The 18,352-nt window shown below is 37.8% G+C and carries 14 protein-coding genes; 13 read left to right on the top strand and 1 reads right to left on the bottom strand.

From position 1 onward, the window contains the following. Nucleotides 1-28: 28 nt before the first annotated feature. From acsn021_RS17460 to acsn021_RS17445, 4 genes are all read left to right on the top strand, one after another. The gene (locus tag acsn021_RS17460; protein WP_184092311.1) at nucleotides 29-1,816 is read left to right on the top strand and encodes a sensor histidine kinase; all 1,788 of its coding nucleotides are present in this window, start codon (nucleotides 29-31) and stop codon (nucleotides 1,814-1,816) included. A 26-nt stretch (nucleotides 1,817-1,842) separates the two neighbouring features. Continuing rightward, nucleotides 1,843-3,306, top strand: coding sequence for a response regulator transcription factor (locus acsn021_RS17455; RefSeq protein WP_184092310.1), 1,464 nt, complete (start codon nucleotides 1,843-1,845; stop codon nucleotides 3,304-3,306). Nucleotides 3,307-3,323: 17 nt separating this feature from the next. After that, the gene (locus tag acsn021_RS17450; protein ID WP_184092309.1) at nucleotides 3,324-6,023 is read left to right on the top strand and encodes a GH36-type glycosyl hydrolase domain-containing protein; all 2,700 of its coding nucleotides are present in this window, start codon (nucleotides 3,324-3,326) and stop codon (nucleotides 6,021-6,023) included. 135 nt (nucleotides 6,024-6,158) lie between these two features. Beyond that, nucleotides 6,159-6,563: a hypothetical protein gene (locus acsn021_RS17445; protein WP_184092308.1), complete on the top strand. Its 405-nt coding sequence runs from the start codon at nucleotides 6,159-6,161 to the stop codon at nucleotides 6,561-6,563. 158 nt (nucleotides 6,564-6,721) lie between these two features. Here acsn021_RS17445 and acsn021_RS17440 read toward each other — a convergent pair whose 3' ends face one another. After that, nucleotides 6,722-8,368 (bottom strand): leucine-rich repeat domain-containing protein, encoded by a 1,647-nt coding sequence (locus acsn021_RS17440; RefSeq protein WP_184092307.1) that lies wholly within the window; start codon nucleotides 8,366-8,368, stop codon nucleotides 6,722-6,724. A gap of 407 nt (nucleotides 8,369-8,775) precedes the next feature. On the opposite strand from acsn021_RS17440, the gene acsn021_RS17435 reads away from it, so the two are divergent. From acsn021_RS17435 to hflX, 9 genes are all read left to right on the top strand, one after another. Then, entirely contained in the window at nucleotides 8,776-9,591 is an 816-nt protein-coding gene (locus acsn021_RS17435) for an AraC family transcriptional regulator (protein WP_184092306.1), read from the top strand. A 308-nt stretch (nucleotides 9,592-9,899) separates the two neighbouring features. Continuing rightward, nucleotides 9,900-10,871, top strand: a complete 972-nt coding sequence (locus acsn021_RS17430; protein WP_184092305.1) for a sugar phosphate isomerase/epimerase family protein — start codon at nucleotides 9,900-9,902, stop codon at nucleotides 10,869-10,871. 31 nt (nucleotides 10,872-10,902) lie between these two features. Next, nucleotides 10,903-11,961, top strand: a complete 1,059-nt coding sequence (locus acsn021_RS17425; protein WP_184092304.1) for a Gfo/Idh/MocA family protein — start codon at nucleotides 10,903-10,905, stop codon at nucleotides 11,959-11,961. Nucleotides 11,962-12,037: 76 nt separating this feature from the next. Beyond that, on the top strand, nucleotides 12,038-13,114 hold the full coding sequence (locus acsn021_RS17420; protein ID WP_184092303.1) for a Gfo/Idh/MocA family protein: 1,077 nt from the start codon (nucleotides 12,038-12,040) through the stop codon (nucleotides 13,112-13,114). Between the two features lie 247 nt (nucleotides 13,115-13,361). Beyond that, a complete protein-coding gene (locus acsn021_RS17415; RefSeq protein WP_184092302.1) occupies nucleotides 13,362-13,718 on the top strand; it encodes an ArsR/SmtB family transcription factor in 357 nt (118 codons plus the stop codon). Between the two features lie 13 nt (nucleotides 13,719-13,731). After that, on the top strand, nucleotides 13,732-14,325 hold the full coding sequence (locus acsn021_RS17410; protein WP_184092301.1) for a methyltransferase family protein: 594 nt from the start codon (nucleotides 13,732-13,734) through the stop codon (nucleotides 14,323-14,325). 134 nt (nucleotides 14,326-14,459) lie between these two features. Next, nucleotides 14,460-15,116 carry a GyrI-like domain-containing protein gene (locus acsn021_RS17405; protein WP_184092300.1) on the top strand — a complete coding sequence of 219 codons (657 nt, stop codon included), beginning with the start codon at nucleotides 14,460-14,462 and terminating at the stop codon, nucleotides 15,114-15,116. Nucleotides 15,117-15,349: 233 nt separating this feature from the next. Further along, nucleotides 15,350-16,561 carry a tetratricopeptide repeat protein gene (locus acsn021_RS17400; RefSeq protein WP_184092299.1) on the top strand — a complete coding sequence of 404 codons (1,212 nt, stop codon included), beginning with the start codon at nucleotides 15,350-15,352 and terminating at the stop codon, nucleotides 16,559-16,561. A 16-nt stretch (nucleotides 16,562-16,577) separates the two neighbouring features. Further along, nucleotides 16,578-17,855 (top strand): GTPase HflX, encoded by a 1,278-nt coding sequence (hflX, locus tag acsn021_RS17395; protein ID WP_184092298.1) that lies wholly within the window; start codon nucleotides 16,578-16,580, stop codon nucleotides 17,853-17,855. Nucleotides 17,856-18,352 lie beyond the last annotated feature (497 nt).

Here is an 18,352-nt window from a genome sequence, read left to right as displayed (position 1 = left end):
TTGAAAAAATCACACAGATGGGAGTTTTATGAAAAAGATTAAGAATTTCTTTTCTTCTTTAAAATTAAGTCATAAGTTTACAGTTCTTATTATGGCAATCATTGTACTTCCATTAATTATACTGTCTATCTTTTTTTTCGATAACGTTAGAGATTCTCAGATTAAAGAAAAAATTAAAAATGTAGAACTTAACTTTACGCAGAATTATGAGCAAATCCAAAAGAATGTAGAAATGTGCCAAATGTCTACGCAGGTCATGCTAAACAGCCAGAATTTCTGGCAGTATGTTGAGCGGTTTTGTGACGGTGAAAATTTTCAGACAGAGGAGCTGTTAAGCTTTTATCAGACAGAAATAAAATCACTTGAAAAAATCGTTAATTCCAACCCCTATTTATATCAGGTTAGAGTATATGCTGACTATAAAGGGATTCCCGAAATGATGCCCATACTGTATCAAAAGGAACGAATCAAAAGATTATCCTGGGCAAAGGATAGCATCATTACCTCTGGTACGTGGCAATTTGATTATGTAGACGAACTTTTTCCTTCCTTTTCTTCCATAAGAAAACAGCATCTGGTTGCACTGGTAACAGAAAAGCAGATGAGTGACAATAGAACTGCTATAATAGAAGTGTCTACCAACATGGAGCTGTTGTTTCCCCAAATATATTCATCCAACCAAGCAGAATGGACCTGTTTTGTGGACGAAAACGGAAACTATTATTTTGACTGGGAGAATAAAAGCCGATGGTTTGATGATATCAATGTAGTGTTAGAGAAGATACCGAGAGATTTAGAGGATATAGCTTATGAACAGATGGTACTGGATGGAGAACCGGTTATTGTCTGTTTTAAAGCGGTGAAAGAATTAAAGGGTAATTTGTTTCGTATTGTCTCTTTAAAGGAGGAGTACTCCTCTGTTAATACCTTTCGAAATATATTTTGGGGCTGTTTTTTAATCATTGTAATCATTCTTTTGTTTTTCTCAGATAAAATGGTAAAAATCATATTAAAGCAGTTTTATGAAATTATGTATATTATACGTAAGGTTCAAAAAGGTGATTTAGAGATACGTATTAAGAATTCCTCAACGGATGAAATCGGCGAATTGGGACAGCAAATTAACAAAATGTTAAACCGTATAACTCAGCTTATGGAGGATAATATAAAGAGAGAATTATTGGGTAAGGATTCAGAAATCAGGGCGTTGCAAAATCAAATCAATGCACATTTTATTTATAATGTTTTAGAATCCATCAAAATGATGGCAGAGGTTGAAGAAAAATATGATATTTCAGATGCAGTAACAGCATTAGGAAAACTATTGCGCTATAGTATGAAATGGGTATCTAAAAATGTAACAGTAAGCGAAGAAATTGATTACATTAAAAATTATCTTGCGTTGATAAATTTAAGATTTGATTATGAGATATATCTTAGCTTAAATATGCCGGAGCAAATATACGAGCAGCAGATTCCGAAGATGTCCTTGCAGCCTATTATCGAGAATGCAATATATCATGGTATTGAAGAACTGGCAGAGGATACAAGTATATATATGAAGGGAGTTTTATATGAGCATTACTGTGTTATAGAGATAACGGATGCAGGAAGAGGAATGACGGAGGAGGAGATTGTGAAACTGCAAAAAAAAATAGAAGGTGAATTAGAGGCTACCGGCAGCTCTGGAAATGGGATTGGTTTAAAAAATGTTCAAGACAGAATAAAAATCAGCTTTGGTGAAGAATATGGGATTAGTATAGCATCAAGAAAAGACTGCTATACAAAGGTAATGGTTAAAATTCCGTTGGTTTAGTAATAACAGTACTAGGGGGGTACTTTATGAAAAAGCTTTTGATTGTTGAAGATGAAAAAATGATTCGTCAGGGAATCCAGTCTATTGTTCAGCGTTCCTTGGTACCTGTTGAAGAAATTATCCTTTGTAAAAATGGGGAAGAGGCATATGAGATTGTAAAAGATAACAGAATTGATGTGATGATAACGGACATACGTATGCCAAAAAAGGACGGTATTACTCTAGTAAAAGAGATTCAGGAACTTCCTTATATACCTAAAGTAGTAGTTATTAGTGGTTATGATGACTTTGCTTATGCGGTTGAACTTTTACGTTATGGAGCAAAGGAATATTTGTTAAAGCCCATTGAAAGAGAAAAGATTAATAGCATATTGATGAAATTAGAAGAAGAGATAAATACAGAAAATAAAGAGCTTAATGAAACAATAAAGATAGGGTGTCAGCAATTTAAGTACATGTTGTTAAATACCAGTATAACAACTGAGGAGATCAAGGCGATTGAGAGTAAGTTCAAGGATTGCTTTTTAAAAGAAGAATATGTAGTATGCTGTACCAACTACAAGGATTCGGGGCTTTCTCCGTCATCGGAAGCCATATTCCTTGATGATATCAATGGGCAGAGTGTTTCCATTGTAAGAGCAGACCATAAGGATGACATTTTAAGCAATCTGCTGAAGGAATACTATGTAGGTGTCAGCAAAACCCATAATTCTCTCGTAGAACTTAAAGCAGCCTATGAAGAGGCATTGTATGCAAGAAAGAAGGCATTTGCAACCGGTAATTCTATTTCTGAATACAAAAAAGCGGAGTATTTAAAGGAAACTGTTTCTGAAGAGATGATTGACCAGTTTGTACAGATAATCGGAACGGATAAGTTAGAAGAAGCCAGTAAGTTCTTAAGCCGTATCTTGTATAAAACAAGGCAGGGACAGCTAGAGCCAGATCAGTTTTCTGCTGTTATGAAGGAAATTGTTGAAAAAATCTGTATAAATTATAAGAATGTTTTGAATTTCGAAGATGAAGACATAACTAGTCTTCAAAACGTCTATGAATATGATAACGCAGGTTGTTATTACGAAGCGATTCTTTCCTGGGTGGAAACTATTAATGAAAAATTGTTAACAGAATTTGACGACTATAAAAACAAACAAAAGATACAAAAAGCAATTAAATACATTCAGGAGAATTATGATAAAGATTTGAATATGGCTGTGGTTTCGAATTATATTTCCATGAATTATTCCCTATTTTCTTATGTGTTTAAACAGTATACCGGTATGAACTTTGTTAATTACTTAAAGGCTCTGCGGATTAATGTGGCGAAAAAACTTCTTGAAGATACGGATAAAAAAATTATAGAAATCAGCAGCCTCGTTGGATATGAAAATGAAAAACATTTTATGAAAATATTCAAAGGGACCGCAGGGGTCTCGCCGTCCGAGTATCGGAAAAATGCACAAGTAGGAAGACAAAAAGGAAATAAAGTTTAAAGAAGATGGGAGTTTATATGAGAGATTATGAATTTGTAGATAGTTACGGTACTTTCCGGTTACAGAATCCGGAGTTGACCAGTTATTTATATTTTCCTATTGCCAATGAAACAGGTGTTATGGGAAGCATTACACCTGTTGGGGGCGGAGATTTAAAAATGGGGCAGAACACCTATTTACTCGCACCTGTAAGCAGTGAAGACTTACATAATAATAAAGCATCCAGAAATTTTTGGTGCCAAATAGAAGATATGGGAATCTGGTCTGTAACGGGGAAATCCGCTCTACAGGAAGCAGAACTTTTCACGAAAGAGAAAGAGGAGACCGAACTAGTTGCAGGATACATGTGGCAGAAGGTAACCAGAACCTCCGTAAAATACGGATTAACGGCAGAAACCTTATCCTTTGTGCCGTTTACGGAGGATACCGTTGAAATAATGCAGGTAAAGCTTAGGAATACAGGGATGGATAGTATAACCCTCACTCCCATTGCAGCTATTCCGCTCTATGGTCGTTCAGCGGATAATATCAGAGACCACAGGCATGTAACATCGTTATTACACCGGATAGAAACAGTGAAGGAAGGGATTTTGGTTAACCCTACCCTTACCTTTGATGAACGAGGGCACAAACAGAATAAGGTATGGTACGGTATTTTTGGAGCTATGGAGGATGGAAAATTACCGGAGAGCTACTATCCTTGTGTCGAAGATTTTATCGGGGAAGGAGGCTCCTTTGAGAACCCAGGCGCCTTATGGGGAGAGAAATATAAGCCTGTAAATGCCGGTTACAAGAAAAACGGCTATGAAGCGTTAGGCGGCTTACGATTTAAAAAAGTAACCCTTAAGCCGGGGGAGGAAGTAACGTATCAGATTATTCTGGCTTTTGGAGAAGGCAAAGAGCAGATGCTTTCTATGATAAGGCCTTATCTTTCAAAAGAGCACTGCGGGGAAATATTTGAACAAACCAATCGCTATTGGAGAGAAAAGGTTAATATAGGCTATGGTACTAATGATAAGAATTTTGATGCCTGGATGGGATGGGTGAATTTTCAGCCCATCTTAAGACGCATTTATGGTTGTTCCTTCCTTCCGCATCATGACTATGGAAAAGGCGGCAGGGGTTGGCGGGATTTATGGCAGGATTGTTTAGCCTTGTTGATGATGAATCCGACAGGTGTAAAGGAAATGCTTTATGATAACTTTGCAGGTGTTCGCATAGACGGTAGTAATGCAACTATTATAGGTTCAAAAACAGGAGAATTTATTGCTGACCGGAATAATATCACAAGAATTTGGATGGATCACGGTGTTTGGCCGTTTTTAACCACCAGCCTCTATATTGGGCAGACCGGGGATATTATGCTATTACTAAAAGAAACTACATATTTTAGAGACCCTCAGGTATGCAGAGGAGAAGAAAAAGACCCGTTTTGGAAACCGGAGGATGGAAATCATATAAAGACTGCTGAGGGTACTAAATACTATGGAACAATCTTGGAACATTTGCTGGTTCAGCACCTTACTGCCTTTTATGATGTTGGAGAGCATAATCATATAAGGTTGCGGGGAGCGGATTGGAATGACGCTCTGGATATGGCAGTAGAGAGAGGGGAAAGTGTTGCTTTTACTGCAATGTATGGGGACAATTTAGAGCAACTTGCAGGGTTTCTTGACAGACTTGAACTGGAAGGGAAAAAAAGTGTTTCAGTGCTTTCAGAACTCACCCTTTTACTTACGCAAGAGGAGGGAGTATATGAGGATATAAATAAAAAGCGGCAGCTGTTATTACAGTACTGTACGGCTTGCAGATATTCTGTAAAAGGCGATAAAACAATACTAACCTGCTCTCAATTAGCTAAGAATTTGCGTGAGAAGGCTCGCTTTATAAAAGAACATATCAGAGAAAAAGAATGGCTGACAGACAGTAGGGCCTATTCCTGGTACAACAGCTATTACGATAACAATGGCAATCCGGTAGAAGGAGAGTTTGACCTGGGAGTTCGAATGATGTTAACCGGACAGGTATTTGCTATTATGTCAGGTGTAGCAGACAAAGAGCAGATAAAGGCTATCACGCAGGCAGCAGACCAATATTTGTATAAAGAGGAGATTGGCGGCTATCGGCTGAATACAGATTTTAAGGAACTTAAAACAGACTTAGGCAGAATGTTTGGATTTGCTTACGGCAGTAAGGAAAATGGTGCAGTTTTCTCACACATGGCAGTTATGTATGCCAATGCTCTGTATCAGAAAAATTTTATTAAAGAAGGCTACCGGGTATTAAAAAGCTTATATAATCATCTTTCTGACTTTGAGAAAAGCCGGATATATCCGGGTATACCCGAATATATCGGTGATAATGGAAGAGGATTGTATCACTATCTGACCGGTTCTGCCAGTTGGCTTTTGATTACAGTATTAACAGAAATATTTGGTATAAAGGGTAAATATGGAGAATTGAGTTTGGAACCTAAGCTTAGGAAAGAACAATTTAATAAGGATAAAAAAGCCTGGGTAACTTGTATGTTCGCAGAAAGGCATTTGAAGGTTACATATAACAACAAGACAGAAAAAGAGGCAGGAGAGTATTCTATTGCAAAGATAACGATTGATGGAGAACTTTATTCCTTTACAGAGTATGGAGTCATAAGGAGAAGGGATTTGCAATTGCTGTCAGAGAAGGGAATACATGAGGTAGTGGTTGAGCTTTTGTAAAACTATCAATGTAAATATACTGTGTGGAAGCGTTCGGAATATAGACTAGGGTGTTAAAAGCCCAAACTCTCTAATCCTATGTAGAAATGATAAAGAGAAAGGAGCACATGATGTTTTATACATCATAGGGTAAATATGGGGCAGGAATATATTGAAATCAGTTCCTTTGAAGGCGAGGGCTACCAGCCGATGATTGACTTTAAAACCTGGAGGGTGGCAATACTAAAGTATTGCGAGGAATTAGAAATAGAGAATATTAATACTATGCAAAGGCATTTGGAGACAGATGAGGTGTTTATACTACTCGAAGGTAACTGTACGCTGTTTTCAGGGGGAATGGAGGAAGAAATATCAGATATAACGGCCGTTTCTATGAAACCGTTTCACTTATATAATGTAAAACAGGGAGTTTGGCATACCCATACACTTGACAGAAGGGGAAGAGTATTGATTGTAGAGAACCAGAATACGTCGGATAGTAACTCGCCCATATGCTCTTTAACAGAGAAGCAGATACAGGTCTTAAGACACCAGTTTTAATAATTCCAAAAGAAAGGCGGGTAAACCGGTAGGAGTTCGGTTTACCCGTCAGCATCTTTTATAGGTTTGATATATGATACAACGCATGGAAGAAATATGTCAAATATCTTAACAGTTGGTTTAGGTGTCTCTTTAGAAAGAAAGCCTATACCATTTAGTTAAAGATATTTATACTTTAAGTTATTACTTTTTGCATAGGCTTCACCCTGAGAACCCTTCGTAGTATAAATCACTAACTTTTTGCTGGGTGAGTGGAAGGCTTCCGGTGCTATTTGAGTTACATTTTTGGGAAGTACTGCTTCCTTTAGGTTTATACAGCCGGAAAAGGCTCCCTTTTGTATGGTTTTTACACTGGTAGGAATGGTTATTTTTGTAATTTTCGTATTACCCTTAAAAGAAGAATTTAAAATGGTAACAACACCTTTTGGAATGGTAACCCTGCCTTTACTTGTTTTTCCGTCAATGAGAATAGAATTGACAATAACCAGTGGATTCTCTTCTCTTTGCACCGTTAACCATTCGGTTTTATAAAAGCTGTCATAACCAATAGATGTCAGGCTTTTTGGGAAAGTAATAGTTTTCAGGTTTTTACAATTGTAAAAGACCATGTTGCCGATTGCAGTGAGACCTTCAGGAAGAACAATACTAGAAAGGCTGTCACAGCCGGCAAAAACATTATGCCCCATTTTTGTTAACCCCTCTTTAAAAACAACAGTCTTTAAGTTGCTGCAACCAAAAAAGGCATCGCTTGCTATGGCAGTTACATTCGTATTCATGGTGACTTTAGTAATGTTCTTATTCAGTAAAAAAGCATTCTTTTCGATTCTTACAACAGTTTCAGGAATAATAACATGACCCTTTGCCTGGCTTGCGTCAATTAGAACCCGGTTAATTACCAATAAAGAGCTTTTTTTCATTTGGTTATCATACCACTGGGTATTATGAAAAGCATTATATGATAATTCAGTGGCACTATCCGGTATGTATATAGTACTTAATCTTATAGAGCCTGCAAATGCCCCTTGGCCGATTGTCTTAAATCCGTCCGGAAGGGTAACGGATTTTAAGTCGGTACAGTTTCCAAAACCGCCGGTACTAATCGTACCAGACACCAGACTTTGGGGAAACGCTAGATTCTTTAGGCTGGAACAGTCTAAGAAAGCATAAGCGCCTATAGATAATTTCTTTGCTGTAAAAGTAACCTCTGTTAAACCGATACAATCTCTAAAAGCACCGTATTCGATAGAAGCAGCCGGAATAGTAAGACTGGTTAAGGACACACAATTATCAAATGCAGATTCTCCGATTGAGGTTAAAGCGTCCGGTAATTGAATGATTTTAAGCTTTACGCAGTCAGAAAAAGTTTCGTTTTCGATTCTGGTTAATCCTTTTGGTAGAGTTACCTTAGTTAATTTAGAACAGGAAGCAAAGGCACCTGTACCAATCGCTGTAATTCCATCTGGAATAACGACTTCTTCCAAAATATCATTTTGAGCAAAGGCACCGTCAGAAATGTATACCACCTTCTGTCCTTTATAGGTTGCAGGAATTGTTACTACAGCAGCTGTGCCATGATAACTGGCTAAGATGAACGTACCATTTGTATTCTTGTGGAATTCAAAATCGTTGGCCTCGGTCTCAGGCTGCGCAGTTTTAGAATCAGACGGATTATCTGCCGGCGGCTTTGTCGGTTCAGAGACAGTAGAGACTGATTTTGCATCTACAGTTTCAGCCCGAAGATGGACTGTCTCATAGCCGCCAAGTAAAGCCAGAGATAAAAGCCCGATTATTACTGGTTTCTTCATTCGATTCCTCCTTTATGTACAACTAAAATATTTCTTAACACATTATCTTCACCGTATATGTTTACCGGGTTATAAGTTTCAAACGCTTTGTGGCATCCTCACTGAAGTGTTTAATCCTTAAGAAATTCAAAGATTTTCCTATGATATTAAAATTATAACATGGGAAAAGCTTGGATACTATGAAGAAATTCTTACGTATTCTTAATTTTGATTAATGATATTTTATAAAATATTCATTTTGTTTTGGATGAAAGCATTGGAAATCAGAAATTACAATGGTAAAATGGCATTAGAATAGCAGCGGAATTTAAGGAAAATACTAAGGCGGCACATGACGTAAAGGTTTCATTAAGGATATTTAATGCCAAAGTTTATACGCCACCAAAGGTCGCAGAGGGGAGCTAAGAATGCATGATATAAGTCTGTATGAAAAGAAAATTATAAATGACGAAGAGTTTCCGGTACAGATGTTTATAAACCAGATTCGCATGCCGGGGACCTATTGCCTGCCCCATTGGCATGAACATCTGGAGCTTCATTACATATTAAGCGGCAGAGGAAATTTTATTTGTAACCAGAAGCAATTAGAAGTAACAGAGGGCAGTCTGGTGATAATAAACAGCAATGAACTTCACAAAGGCAGCAGTAATACGAAGACCTTCGACTCTCTGGTAATTATATTTGAAATGAGTGCCTTTTCTAAAGAAATCGCTAATTATAATGTTATCTTTCAATCCCTTGTGGAAGGAGATAGGGTCATTAAAGATATTTTATTATCTGTCTACAAGGAGGACCTGGAACGAAAGCACGGCTATAAGCTGGCTATGAAGGGAAAGCTTTATGTGCTCCTATCCTACCTGCTTCGCAATTATGTTACGGAAAGACTGTCAGAGAGAGAGAATCGTTCAAGGATTTGGAACTTAAGCCGGTTAAATACGGTTTTACAATATATTCAGGAACATTATACAGAGCCTGTTACCAACAAGGAGCTGGCAGACTTGATTCATATCAGTGAATACCGCTTTTGTCATTTGTTCAAGGAAAGTATCGGACAGAGCCCATTAAATTATATAAATGAAATACGGCTTAAAAAAGCCTATTATCTTATAGAGCAAAATGAAATCAGTCTTTCTCAAATAGCTGCTCTGGTTGGATTTCAGGATTATAATAACTTTGGACGACTTTTTCGTAAATACTACGGGTGTTCTCCTTCGAAGGTATAAACAATAGCAAGATTGTATGACTAATCAGCAATACATCCATAGCATTTGGCTAAGATACATTATATCATATAAGTGACTTTGAAGTTTATGTATCTCAAAAACAAGATGATGGGTTGAAGGAAAATACTGTTAAAGAAAGGATGCCACATTTATTTCTTTCAACCTTGAGCATGTTTGTAAAATGACTGCACTAGTTTTACTATCCAAAAAGTGAAGCACCCGGTCAGGCAGAAGTATTTTCCAAACACACTCTTTTGTATTGGTGGCAGAACCTTAGTATTTATAGAAGGTTGCGATGGGTGAAAGTTATGAAATTAGGAACATTTTCAGTAGTACTCGGCAGTATGTCTTTTGAGAAGGCTTGCGAATTCCTACACCAAAATGGTGTACAGATGATTGAAATAGGATGCGGTGGTTATCCTGGGACGGCTCACTGTAATCCAGATATTCTGTTACATCAGGAGGAGGAATTCGAAAAATTTAAAACAGTTTTAAGAGAGAACCAATTAGAAATCAGTGCTTTAAGTGCACATGGCAATATGCTTCATCCGATAAAGGAGATAGCAGATAAGTTTGACGAAGATTTAAATAAGGCAATTCTTCTTGCACAAAAACTAGGAGTTCAGGTAGTAAACACCTTTTCTGGCTGTCCTGGGGGAAGTAAAGAGGATAGAATGCCTAATTGGGTTACCTGCTCATGGCCGGAGGATTTTGGTGCAATTCTTAACTATCAATGGAATGAGGTTTTAATTCCTTACTGGCAAGAAAAAGCTGCATTTGCCAGAACACATGGAGTACATAAGATAGCTTTAGAATTACATCCCGGATTCTGCGTATACAACACGAATACACTACTTCGCTTAAGAGAAGCAGCAGGCCCTGAAATCGGAGCAAACTTTGATCCAAGCCACCTTATCTGGCAGGGAATGGATCCTTGTACTTGTATACGAGAACTTGGAAAGCATAATGCAATCTTTCATTTTCATGCGAAGGATACCAAGATTGACAGTCTAAATTGCGCCGTGAACGGAGTACTTGACACAACTCATTATGGAGATGAAAGGAATCGCTCCTGGTTATTTCGCACTGTTGGCTACGGACATGGAGAAGAGTACTGGAAAGCAATTATCTCTGAATTAAGAATGTCCGGCTATGATTATGCAATCAGTATTGAACATGAAGACAGCTTAATGTCCGGTAATGAGGGGTTGACAAAAGCTATCCAGTGCTTGAAGAATGTGTTGTTGTTTGAGGAACAGGGCAATATGTATTGGGCATGATTACAGCCTATACCATATAAGGAGAAGACTTATGTCACAGCAGGAATTTATGATTGGCATTGTTGGCTTTGGAGGAATGGGCAACTGGCACAGGGAGTTAATTGATTCCATTGAGGGTCTGACTGTGGCAGGCATTTATGACATAAAGGAGGAACGGTCGGCCTATGCCAGAGATTTAAAGATTAAGGCTTACGCAAACCTGCCTGCGCTCTTAAGTGATCCTAAGATTGGGTTGGTACTAATTGCTACACCAAATGACGTTCATAAATCTTTGGCAATGCAGGCCATGGCAGCAGGAAAGCATGTGGTTTGTGAAAAGCCCGTTGCATTGAATTCAATGGATTTAAACGACATGATAGAAGCATCAAGAAAATATGGACGACTTTTTACAGTACATCAGAACAGACGTTGGGATGAAGATTTTTTAACGGTAAAGAAGGTGTATGAGGAAGGACGTTTAGGTGAGATATTTCGGATAGAATCAAGAGTTCAGGGTTCCAGAGGAATCCCCGGAGACTGGCGTCAGGAAAAGGAACGTGGCGGCGGCATGGTACTTGACTGGGGTGTACACCTGTTGGATCAGATATTATATATGTTTGGAGAATCCAAATTAAATTACGTCTATGCAACACTGACCAATGTAACCAATCAATTAGTAGATGATGGTTTTACTGCCTGGCTTACTTTTGAAAACGGAATAGAGGTGCTGGTGGAAGTAGGCACCAATAATTTTGTATCACTTCCGAGATGGTATGTACTTGGAGTAGATGGTACAGCCGTTATTAAAGATTTTAATGAGTCCGGAAAAATTGTCAGCGCAGTGGGAAAGGATGATAAGGATGTGGTGCCGGTTCGTACAGCAGCAGGCTTAACGAAGACTATGGCACCCCGCAGGGAGGATACAATCAAAGCAGAGGAACTTCCGCTTGTAAAAAGTGATGTCAAAGATTTCTACCGCAATATTATGGCAGCGATGGAAGGAAGAGAGGAAGTTAGAGTAAAATTAGCAGAGATTAGCCGTGTAATGAGGCTGATGGAGGCGGTATTTCAATCTTCCAGGGAGCATAAAGTAATTGAGTTTGAAACATAGCATATGAATTTAAAAACAGTCATTAAAGTGTCGAAACCAGTCATAATTACCAAAAATAAATCAGAAAGGATTCGCTATGGAGAAATTAAAAATAGGTATTGTAGGCTGTGGCGGAATTGCAAATGGCAAACATCTCCCGGCAATAAAAAGAAACGGTAATTTTGAAATAGTAGCTTTTTGTGATGTAGATAGTAAGAAAGCTGAAAAGGCAAAAGAAGAATATGGTGTCACGAAAGCAAAAATTTATACGGATTATAGAGAACTTATTAAGGAAGAATTAGACGCCGTATATGTACTGACACCAAACAAATCCCATGCTGCCATATCCATTGCGGCAATGGAAGCGGGAGCGCATGTTATGTGTGAAAAACCCATGGCAAAAACCTATGAAGATGCAAAGCGTATGGTAGAAACAGCCAGAAGGACGGGCAAAATTTTAACCATCGGTTATCAGAACAGATATCGCTTAGATTCCACTTATCTTAAAAGGGCCTGTGTAAACGGAGATTTAGGAGAGGTCTATTACGCAAGGGCGCATGCAGTACGCAGACGTGCTGTTCCCACTTGGGGCGTATTTTTGAACGAGGAAGAACAAGGAGGAGGACCATTAATTGATATTGGAACACATGCACTTGACTTAACTTTATGGATGATGGATAATTATGAGATTGACTCGGTAACGGGCTCGGTCTATCGAAAACTAGCTGACCAAAAGGAGCAGGGAAATGCTTTCGGTGAATGGAACCCTGAAAAATTCATGGTAGAAGATTCTGCTTTTGCTTTTATTAAAATGAAAAATGGTGCTACCATACATCTGGAAGCCTCCTGGGCATTAAATACTCTGGAGGTTGATGAAGCAAAGGTAAGTTTATGTGGTACAAATGCCGGTGCGGATATGAAGGAAGGTCTGCGCATTAATCGGGTTCATTACAATAAGCAATGTGTTGAAAAACCAGATTTAGATTCCGGCGGTGTAGCCTTTTTTGAAGGGCAGTCCGAGACGGAATCCGATATAGAACAGCGTACTTTTTATAATGCAGTTATGAAAGGGGATGAACTGGTTGTTAAACCGGAACAGGCACTTGTGGTAACCAGGATTTTAGAAGCTGTTTATGAGGCAGGAAGAACAGGTAAAACGGTTTATTTTGCATAAGATGTTTTAGATGTTTTGAGTGATGAAATTATTTGATTTCATCACTCTTTTTTCGCTTCTATATGTAGAATAGGTTTTGAAATTATATCATAAGAAAAAAGTTGAAATTCAGATTGACAGTTGAAGGAATATTCAACTATAATATTAGTATAGTAAAAATGAAGAGCGAATTGAATTAAGTAAATAATACTATAAACGTGTGCAAGTGCAATTGCGTCTGCTCTAGAGCACACAGATAGGAGATTATATGAAAATCAAAATTGAAACTTGTGATTGCACAGCTATACATGAGGATATCATTATTGAAGTATCCGCTAAAATGCCTTCTGTGAGTGATATTAAGAGGCTGACCAAACTTTATCAGATTTTTTCTGATAGTACAAGAGCTCGTATTATGTGGGCACTGATGCATCGCGAGATGTGTGTATGTGATTTGGCGGTTTTACTTGATATGACAAAATCGGCAGTATCGCATCAGTTAAGGGTACTTAGAGAAGCATACCTGGTCAGTTCTAGAAGAGAAGGAAAAAATGTGTACTACTCTCTGGCAGATAATCATGTAAAAGACATTTTAATACAGGGCATCAGCCATATACAGGAATAAGGAGGAAATGGATATGAAACAATTTCAGTTATACGGATTTTTAGTAATACTTTTATTTTATGGGAGCTATTTTGGCAAGATGTTTTTGTTACGTTTTCAGGGAATTCATACTGACCGAATGGGGAAAGGGAAAAAACCAAATCGAACAAGGGGTATTGAAATTATATTAAAAATAGCCACTTATAGTATGGCGGCTGTACAAGCTGCCAGTGTTTTTCTAATAGACAGCAGATACTATCTGTTTCAAATGACAACAATACGAGTTATCGGCTTGCTTGTGGCTTTTCTGGGAGTAGCTACCTTTATTATTGCTATGGTTGCTATGAAAAATAACTGGAGGGCAGGAATCGATGCCTCTCAAAAGACGGTTCTGGTACAAAAGGGGATTTATAAACTTAGCAGAAATCCGGCATTCTTGGGTTTTGACTTATTTTATATAGGATTTACAATTTGTTTTGGAAGTATCCTTCAGATTGCAGTTATGTGTTTTGCAGTAATTATGCTGCATCTACAGATATTGGAAGAGGAAAAATATCTACCTTCTGTTTTTGGAGAAGCCTATTTGCAATATAAGAAAAGTACCGGAAGATATTTTTGGGTACTATAATAAAATATTAGTTGCACTAAACATACTAAAATCATCCCAGGTCATAATTTAATAAATAGTTTGGCTTCTTAATATGACATGCTTATGTCAGGTTCTATGTGTTAAACTTCTATAATAAAGGAGGTTTTAAATATATGGTAAAACTTGATTATAAGAAAGAATATAAAGATTTATATCAGCCTGGTACGAAACCTGTTCTCATACAAGTACCGCTTATGCAATTTATTATGGTGGATGGCATGGGTAACCCTAATGTTCCCAATGGTGATTATCAGCAGGCAGTTGAATTACTCTATACCTTATCCTATGCCATAAAGATGAGTGCAAAAAAGGGAATGGAACCGGCCGGATATTTTGAATATGTGGTGCCTCCATTAGAAGGCTTATGGTGGCTTGATGATACGAAAGACATGGACTTTTCACAGAAAGACAAGTATAACTGGACTTCAATGCTAAGACAACCGGAGTTTGTAACAGAGGAGGTTTTTAATTGGGCCTGTAACGAGGTCAGGGAGAAAAAACCCCACCTTCCCATTAAGAAAGCAAGATTTCAGGTAATGGAGGAAGGTTTATGTGTGCAATGTATGCATATTGGTTCCTTTGATTCAGAAGCCGAAACAATAACTAAGATAGATGAATTTGTACAGGTGCAGAAATTAAATGAAGATATTGGGACAGTCTGCCCTGATGGTATGACACGAAGACATCATGAGATTTATCTGCAAGATTTCAGAAAGGTGAATATTGAAAAAATAAAAACTATACTGCGCCATCCTGTAAGATTCCAATAACCCTGCCCTTTCTTTTACAGATTGCTTGCATTTATTTCCTCTACAAACTATAATAACTATAGGATTTATAATGCTTTTGTAGATATATATGAATTACCAGAAAGCATGTAAAGGAATGGATATATAGGAGTGAAAGAAAATTCAGAATAGGAAGGGCTGCCACAATATAATTCTTTCACTCTATTTATTTGTGGCAGTATTGCAGGCTTATCTGCAATAGCAAAGGTGTAAGCATGAGAAAGAAGCGTGTCAAAGGTGTAGCTATGATACTTCTGACAGCTGCGTTATTAGGTGGCTGCGGAGGAAAATCAGCAGGCAGCTATTATAAAGACGGTATCGGATACTTTAATAGCGGTGACTATGTAAAGGCAGAAGCCAGTATATCAAAGGCGCTAGAAATAAACGGAGATAGAGCAGATTATTATATTGATTATGGTTTAACATTGGTACAGCTTGGAAGATACGATGCAGCAATTCCATACTTTGACAGAGCCATTTTAAAGAAGGACAATGCTATAGTCAATGAAAACAATAAAGCTGCTTACCGTGGAAAGGGAATTGCATTATATAAATCACACCGCTATCCCGAAGCAGTAGAACAGTTTAATAAAGCTCTGGCGATTGATGAATTAACCAATCTGAATTTGGATATTTTATATTATAAAGCAGAAGCACAGGAAAAGGCAGGGCTTTTTGAGGCGGCCGCTATAACCTGTACGGATATATTGAAAGAAAAGGGAGAAGAGGCAGCAGTCTATAATAAAAGAGCCGATATATACAGATTACAGGGTGAGTATGAAAAGAGTCTAAAGGACTACAATAAGGCAATAGAGCTGGCTCCAAATACCTATGAATACTATTTTGGAAAATATTTTTTACTGACGGAGGATAAAGATACCGATGGTGCCACAGCGGTCTTAAATAAAGCGGCCAGTATAAAAGGAACTACGCAGAAGGACAAATTTAATATTGCAAAGGTAAATTATTATCTGGGTGAATATAAAATTGCTATAGCTGAATTTGGTGAAGCCTTAGAAGAAGGGTTTAATGCGGCTTACTTTTTTCTTGGAAATATCTATGAAAAACAAGAAGAGTATGAAAATGCGATAAGTAATTATACTAAGTATATCAATGAAGAACCGACTATAGAATCCGCAGCAGTCTATAATCAGCTGGCAGTTTGCCTTATGAAACAGGGAAAGTATAAAGAAGCACTTAATTATATAACAGAAGGGCTTGCATATAATGATTTAACCATTCAACAGTCGTTACAACGCAATGAAGTAGCGGCCAATGAACATTTAGGCAACTTCGAGGCAGCTTATAAGCTTCTGAAGGAGTATACAGCCAAGTATCCGGAGGATGAGGCAGCGGCAAAGGAACTTAAGTTCTTAGAGACCAGACAGGCGGAATATAGTACAGTAAAAGAAAAAGAGAATCAGTAGCATTAGGAGGATTTACATGGGTGAGATGTTTGAAATAAAGGAAAAAGAAGAACGCCTTATTTTAGTTGGTGTTGCAGTTAACGATGGTGACGACACCCAGGAATCCATAGAAGAGCTAGAAGAACTGGCGAAAACTGCCGGTGCAGTTACCGTGGCGAAGGTTATTCAGAACAGAGAAAGTGTTCATCCAGGAACATATATTGGCAAAGGTAAAATTGAAGAGATAAGAGATTTAATGACTGAATTAGAGGCTACAGGTGTTATTTGTGATGATGAGCTTTCTCCTGCTCAGTTAAAGAACCTGGAAGATTCCCTGCAGGCGAAGGTTATGGACCGTACTATATTAATACTCGACATTTTTGCTCAGCACGCAGTAACCAAAGAAGGAAAGATACAAGTTGAACTTGCGCAGTTAAAATACCGGGCTACCCGTCTTGTCGGTATGCGTAATTCTATGTCCAGGCTAGGCGGCGGAATCGGAACCAGAGGTCCCGGCGAGAAGAAACTAGAGATGGACAGACGTTTAATTCGTGACAGGATTTCTCAACTTAACCGTGAGCTGAAAGAAGTGAAGCAGTCAAGAATAACCACAAGAGAATTAAGAAGCAAAGGAATGATACCTGTTATAGCGATAGTTGGCTATACCAATGCAGGAAAGTCTACGCTATTAAACCGACTGACCAGTGCCGGAGTATTAGAAGAAGATAAGTTATTTGCAACGCTGGATCCGACAACCAGAAGCCTGACTTTGCAAAACGGACAACAGGTGCTATTTACAGATACGGTAGGTTTTATAAGGAAGCTGCCCCATCATTTAATTGAGGCCTTTCGTAGTACATTGGAGGAAGCAAAATATGCAGATATTATCCTTCATGTTGTCGACAGTTCCAACCCTTCCGCCTATAAGCAAATGCATGTTGTTTATGAGACTCTGGCTAATCTAGGGGTCATTCATACAAAATATGCTACATCTGTTACTACAGAGAAGTCAATTATTACGGCTTTCAATAAACAGGATTTGTTGGAAACGGATATGATAATTAAAGATTTTAAAGCTGATAGAACTGTGAAGATTTCAGCAAGAGAAGGTACGGGTCTTAATACCTTACAGGAGATTCTGGAAGAAATTTTACGAGAGAGAAAAATCCTGATAGAGAGGGTATTTTCCTATCAGGATGCGGGAAAAATCCAGATAATAAGAAAATACGGACAGCTGCTTGAGGAGGATTACCAGCCAGAGGGGATTTATATAAAGGCATATCTTCCTAAGGACATTTACCAAAGCCTTGTATAATGAAGCTATTGGCAAATCGTAAGTTTTTACAGTTCGTATTTATTAAAGAGGCATGACTGCTCCAACGTATTATGGAGCAGTTTTTTTAATTAAAAAATGATTGGATAAATAGAATTTTACATTGCAATAAGAGCAGGATGCAAAAATGTAATAATATGTAATTTTTGGACATGTATCAAATTTTCTGACTTTGCAAACAATTTGATTTATTTAATATATTCTGGTAATAATTTTAGCTTTTGCAAAATTCAGAACTGGCAGTTAAAAGTATCAGATTCCAAGGTTGTAAATGGGTATTATGAACCAGGACAATACACTATATCTTGTGGTGATGAAAAAAAATAAAATATATATTGTAGTTTTTTTGCTTGACGTTCTAGGTAAACTTTGCTATTATTTATTCATTAGCTTTAAGGAAGCGGACAGGTTTTAAATAAGATTTTTCAACATTCCTTGAGTGATAATATTACATACGGCTTATTAGCTTTACATCGTGA

The sequence above is a fragment of the Anaerocolumna cellulosilytica genome (assembly GCF_014218335.1).
GTDB lineage: Bacteria > Bacillota > Clostridia > Lachnospirales > Lachnospiraceae > Anaerocolumna > Anaerocolumna cellulosilytica.
The sequence above is the reverse complement of the archived record's forward strand: the minus strand, read 5'-3'. Positions and strand labels throughout refer to the sequence as shown.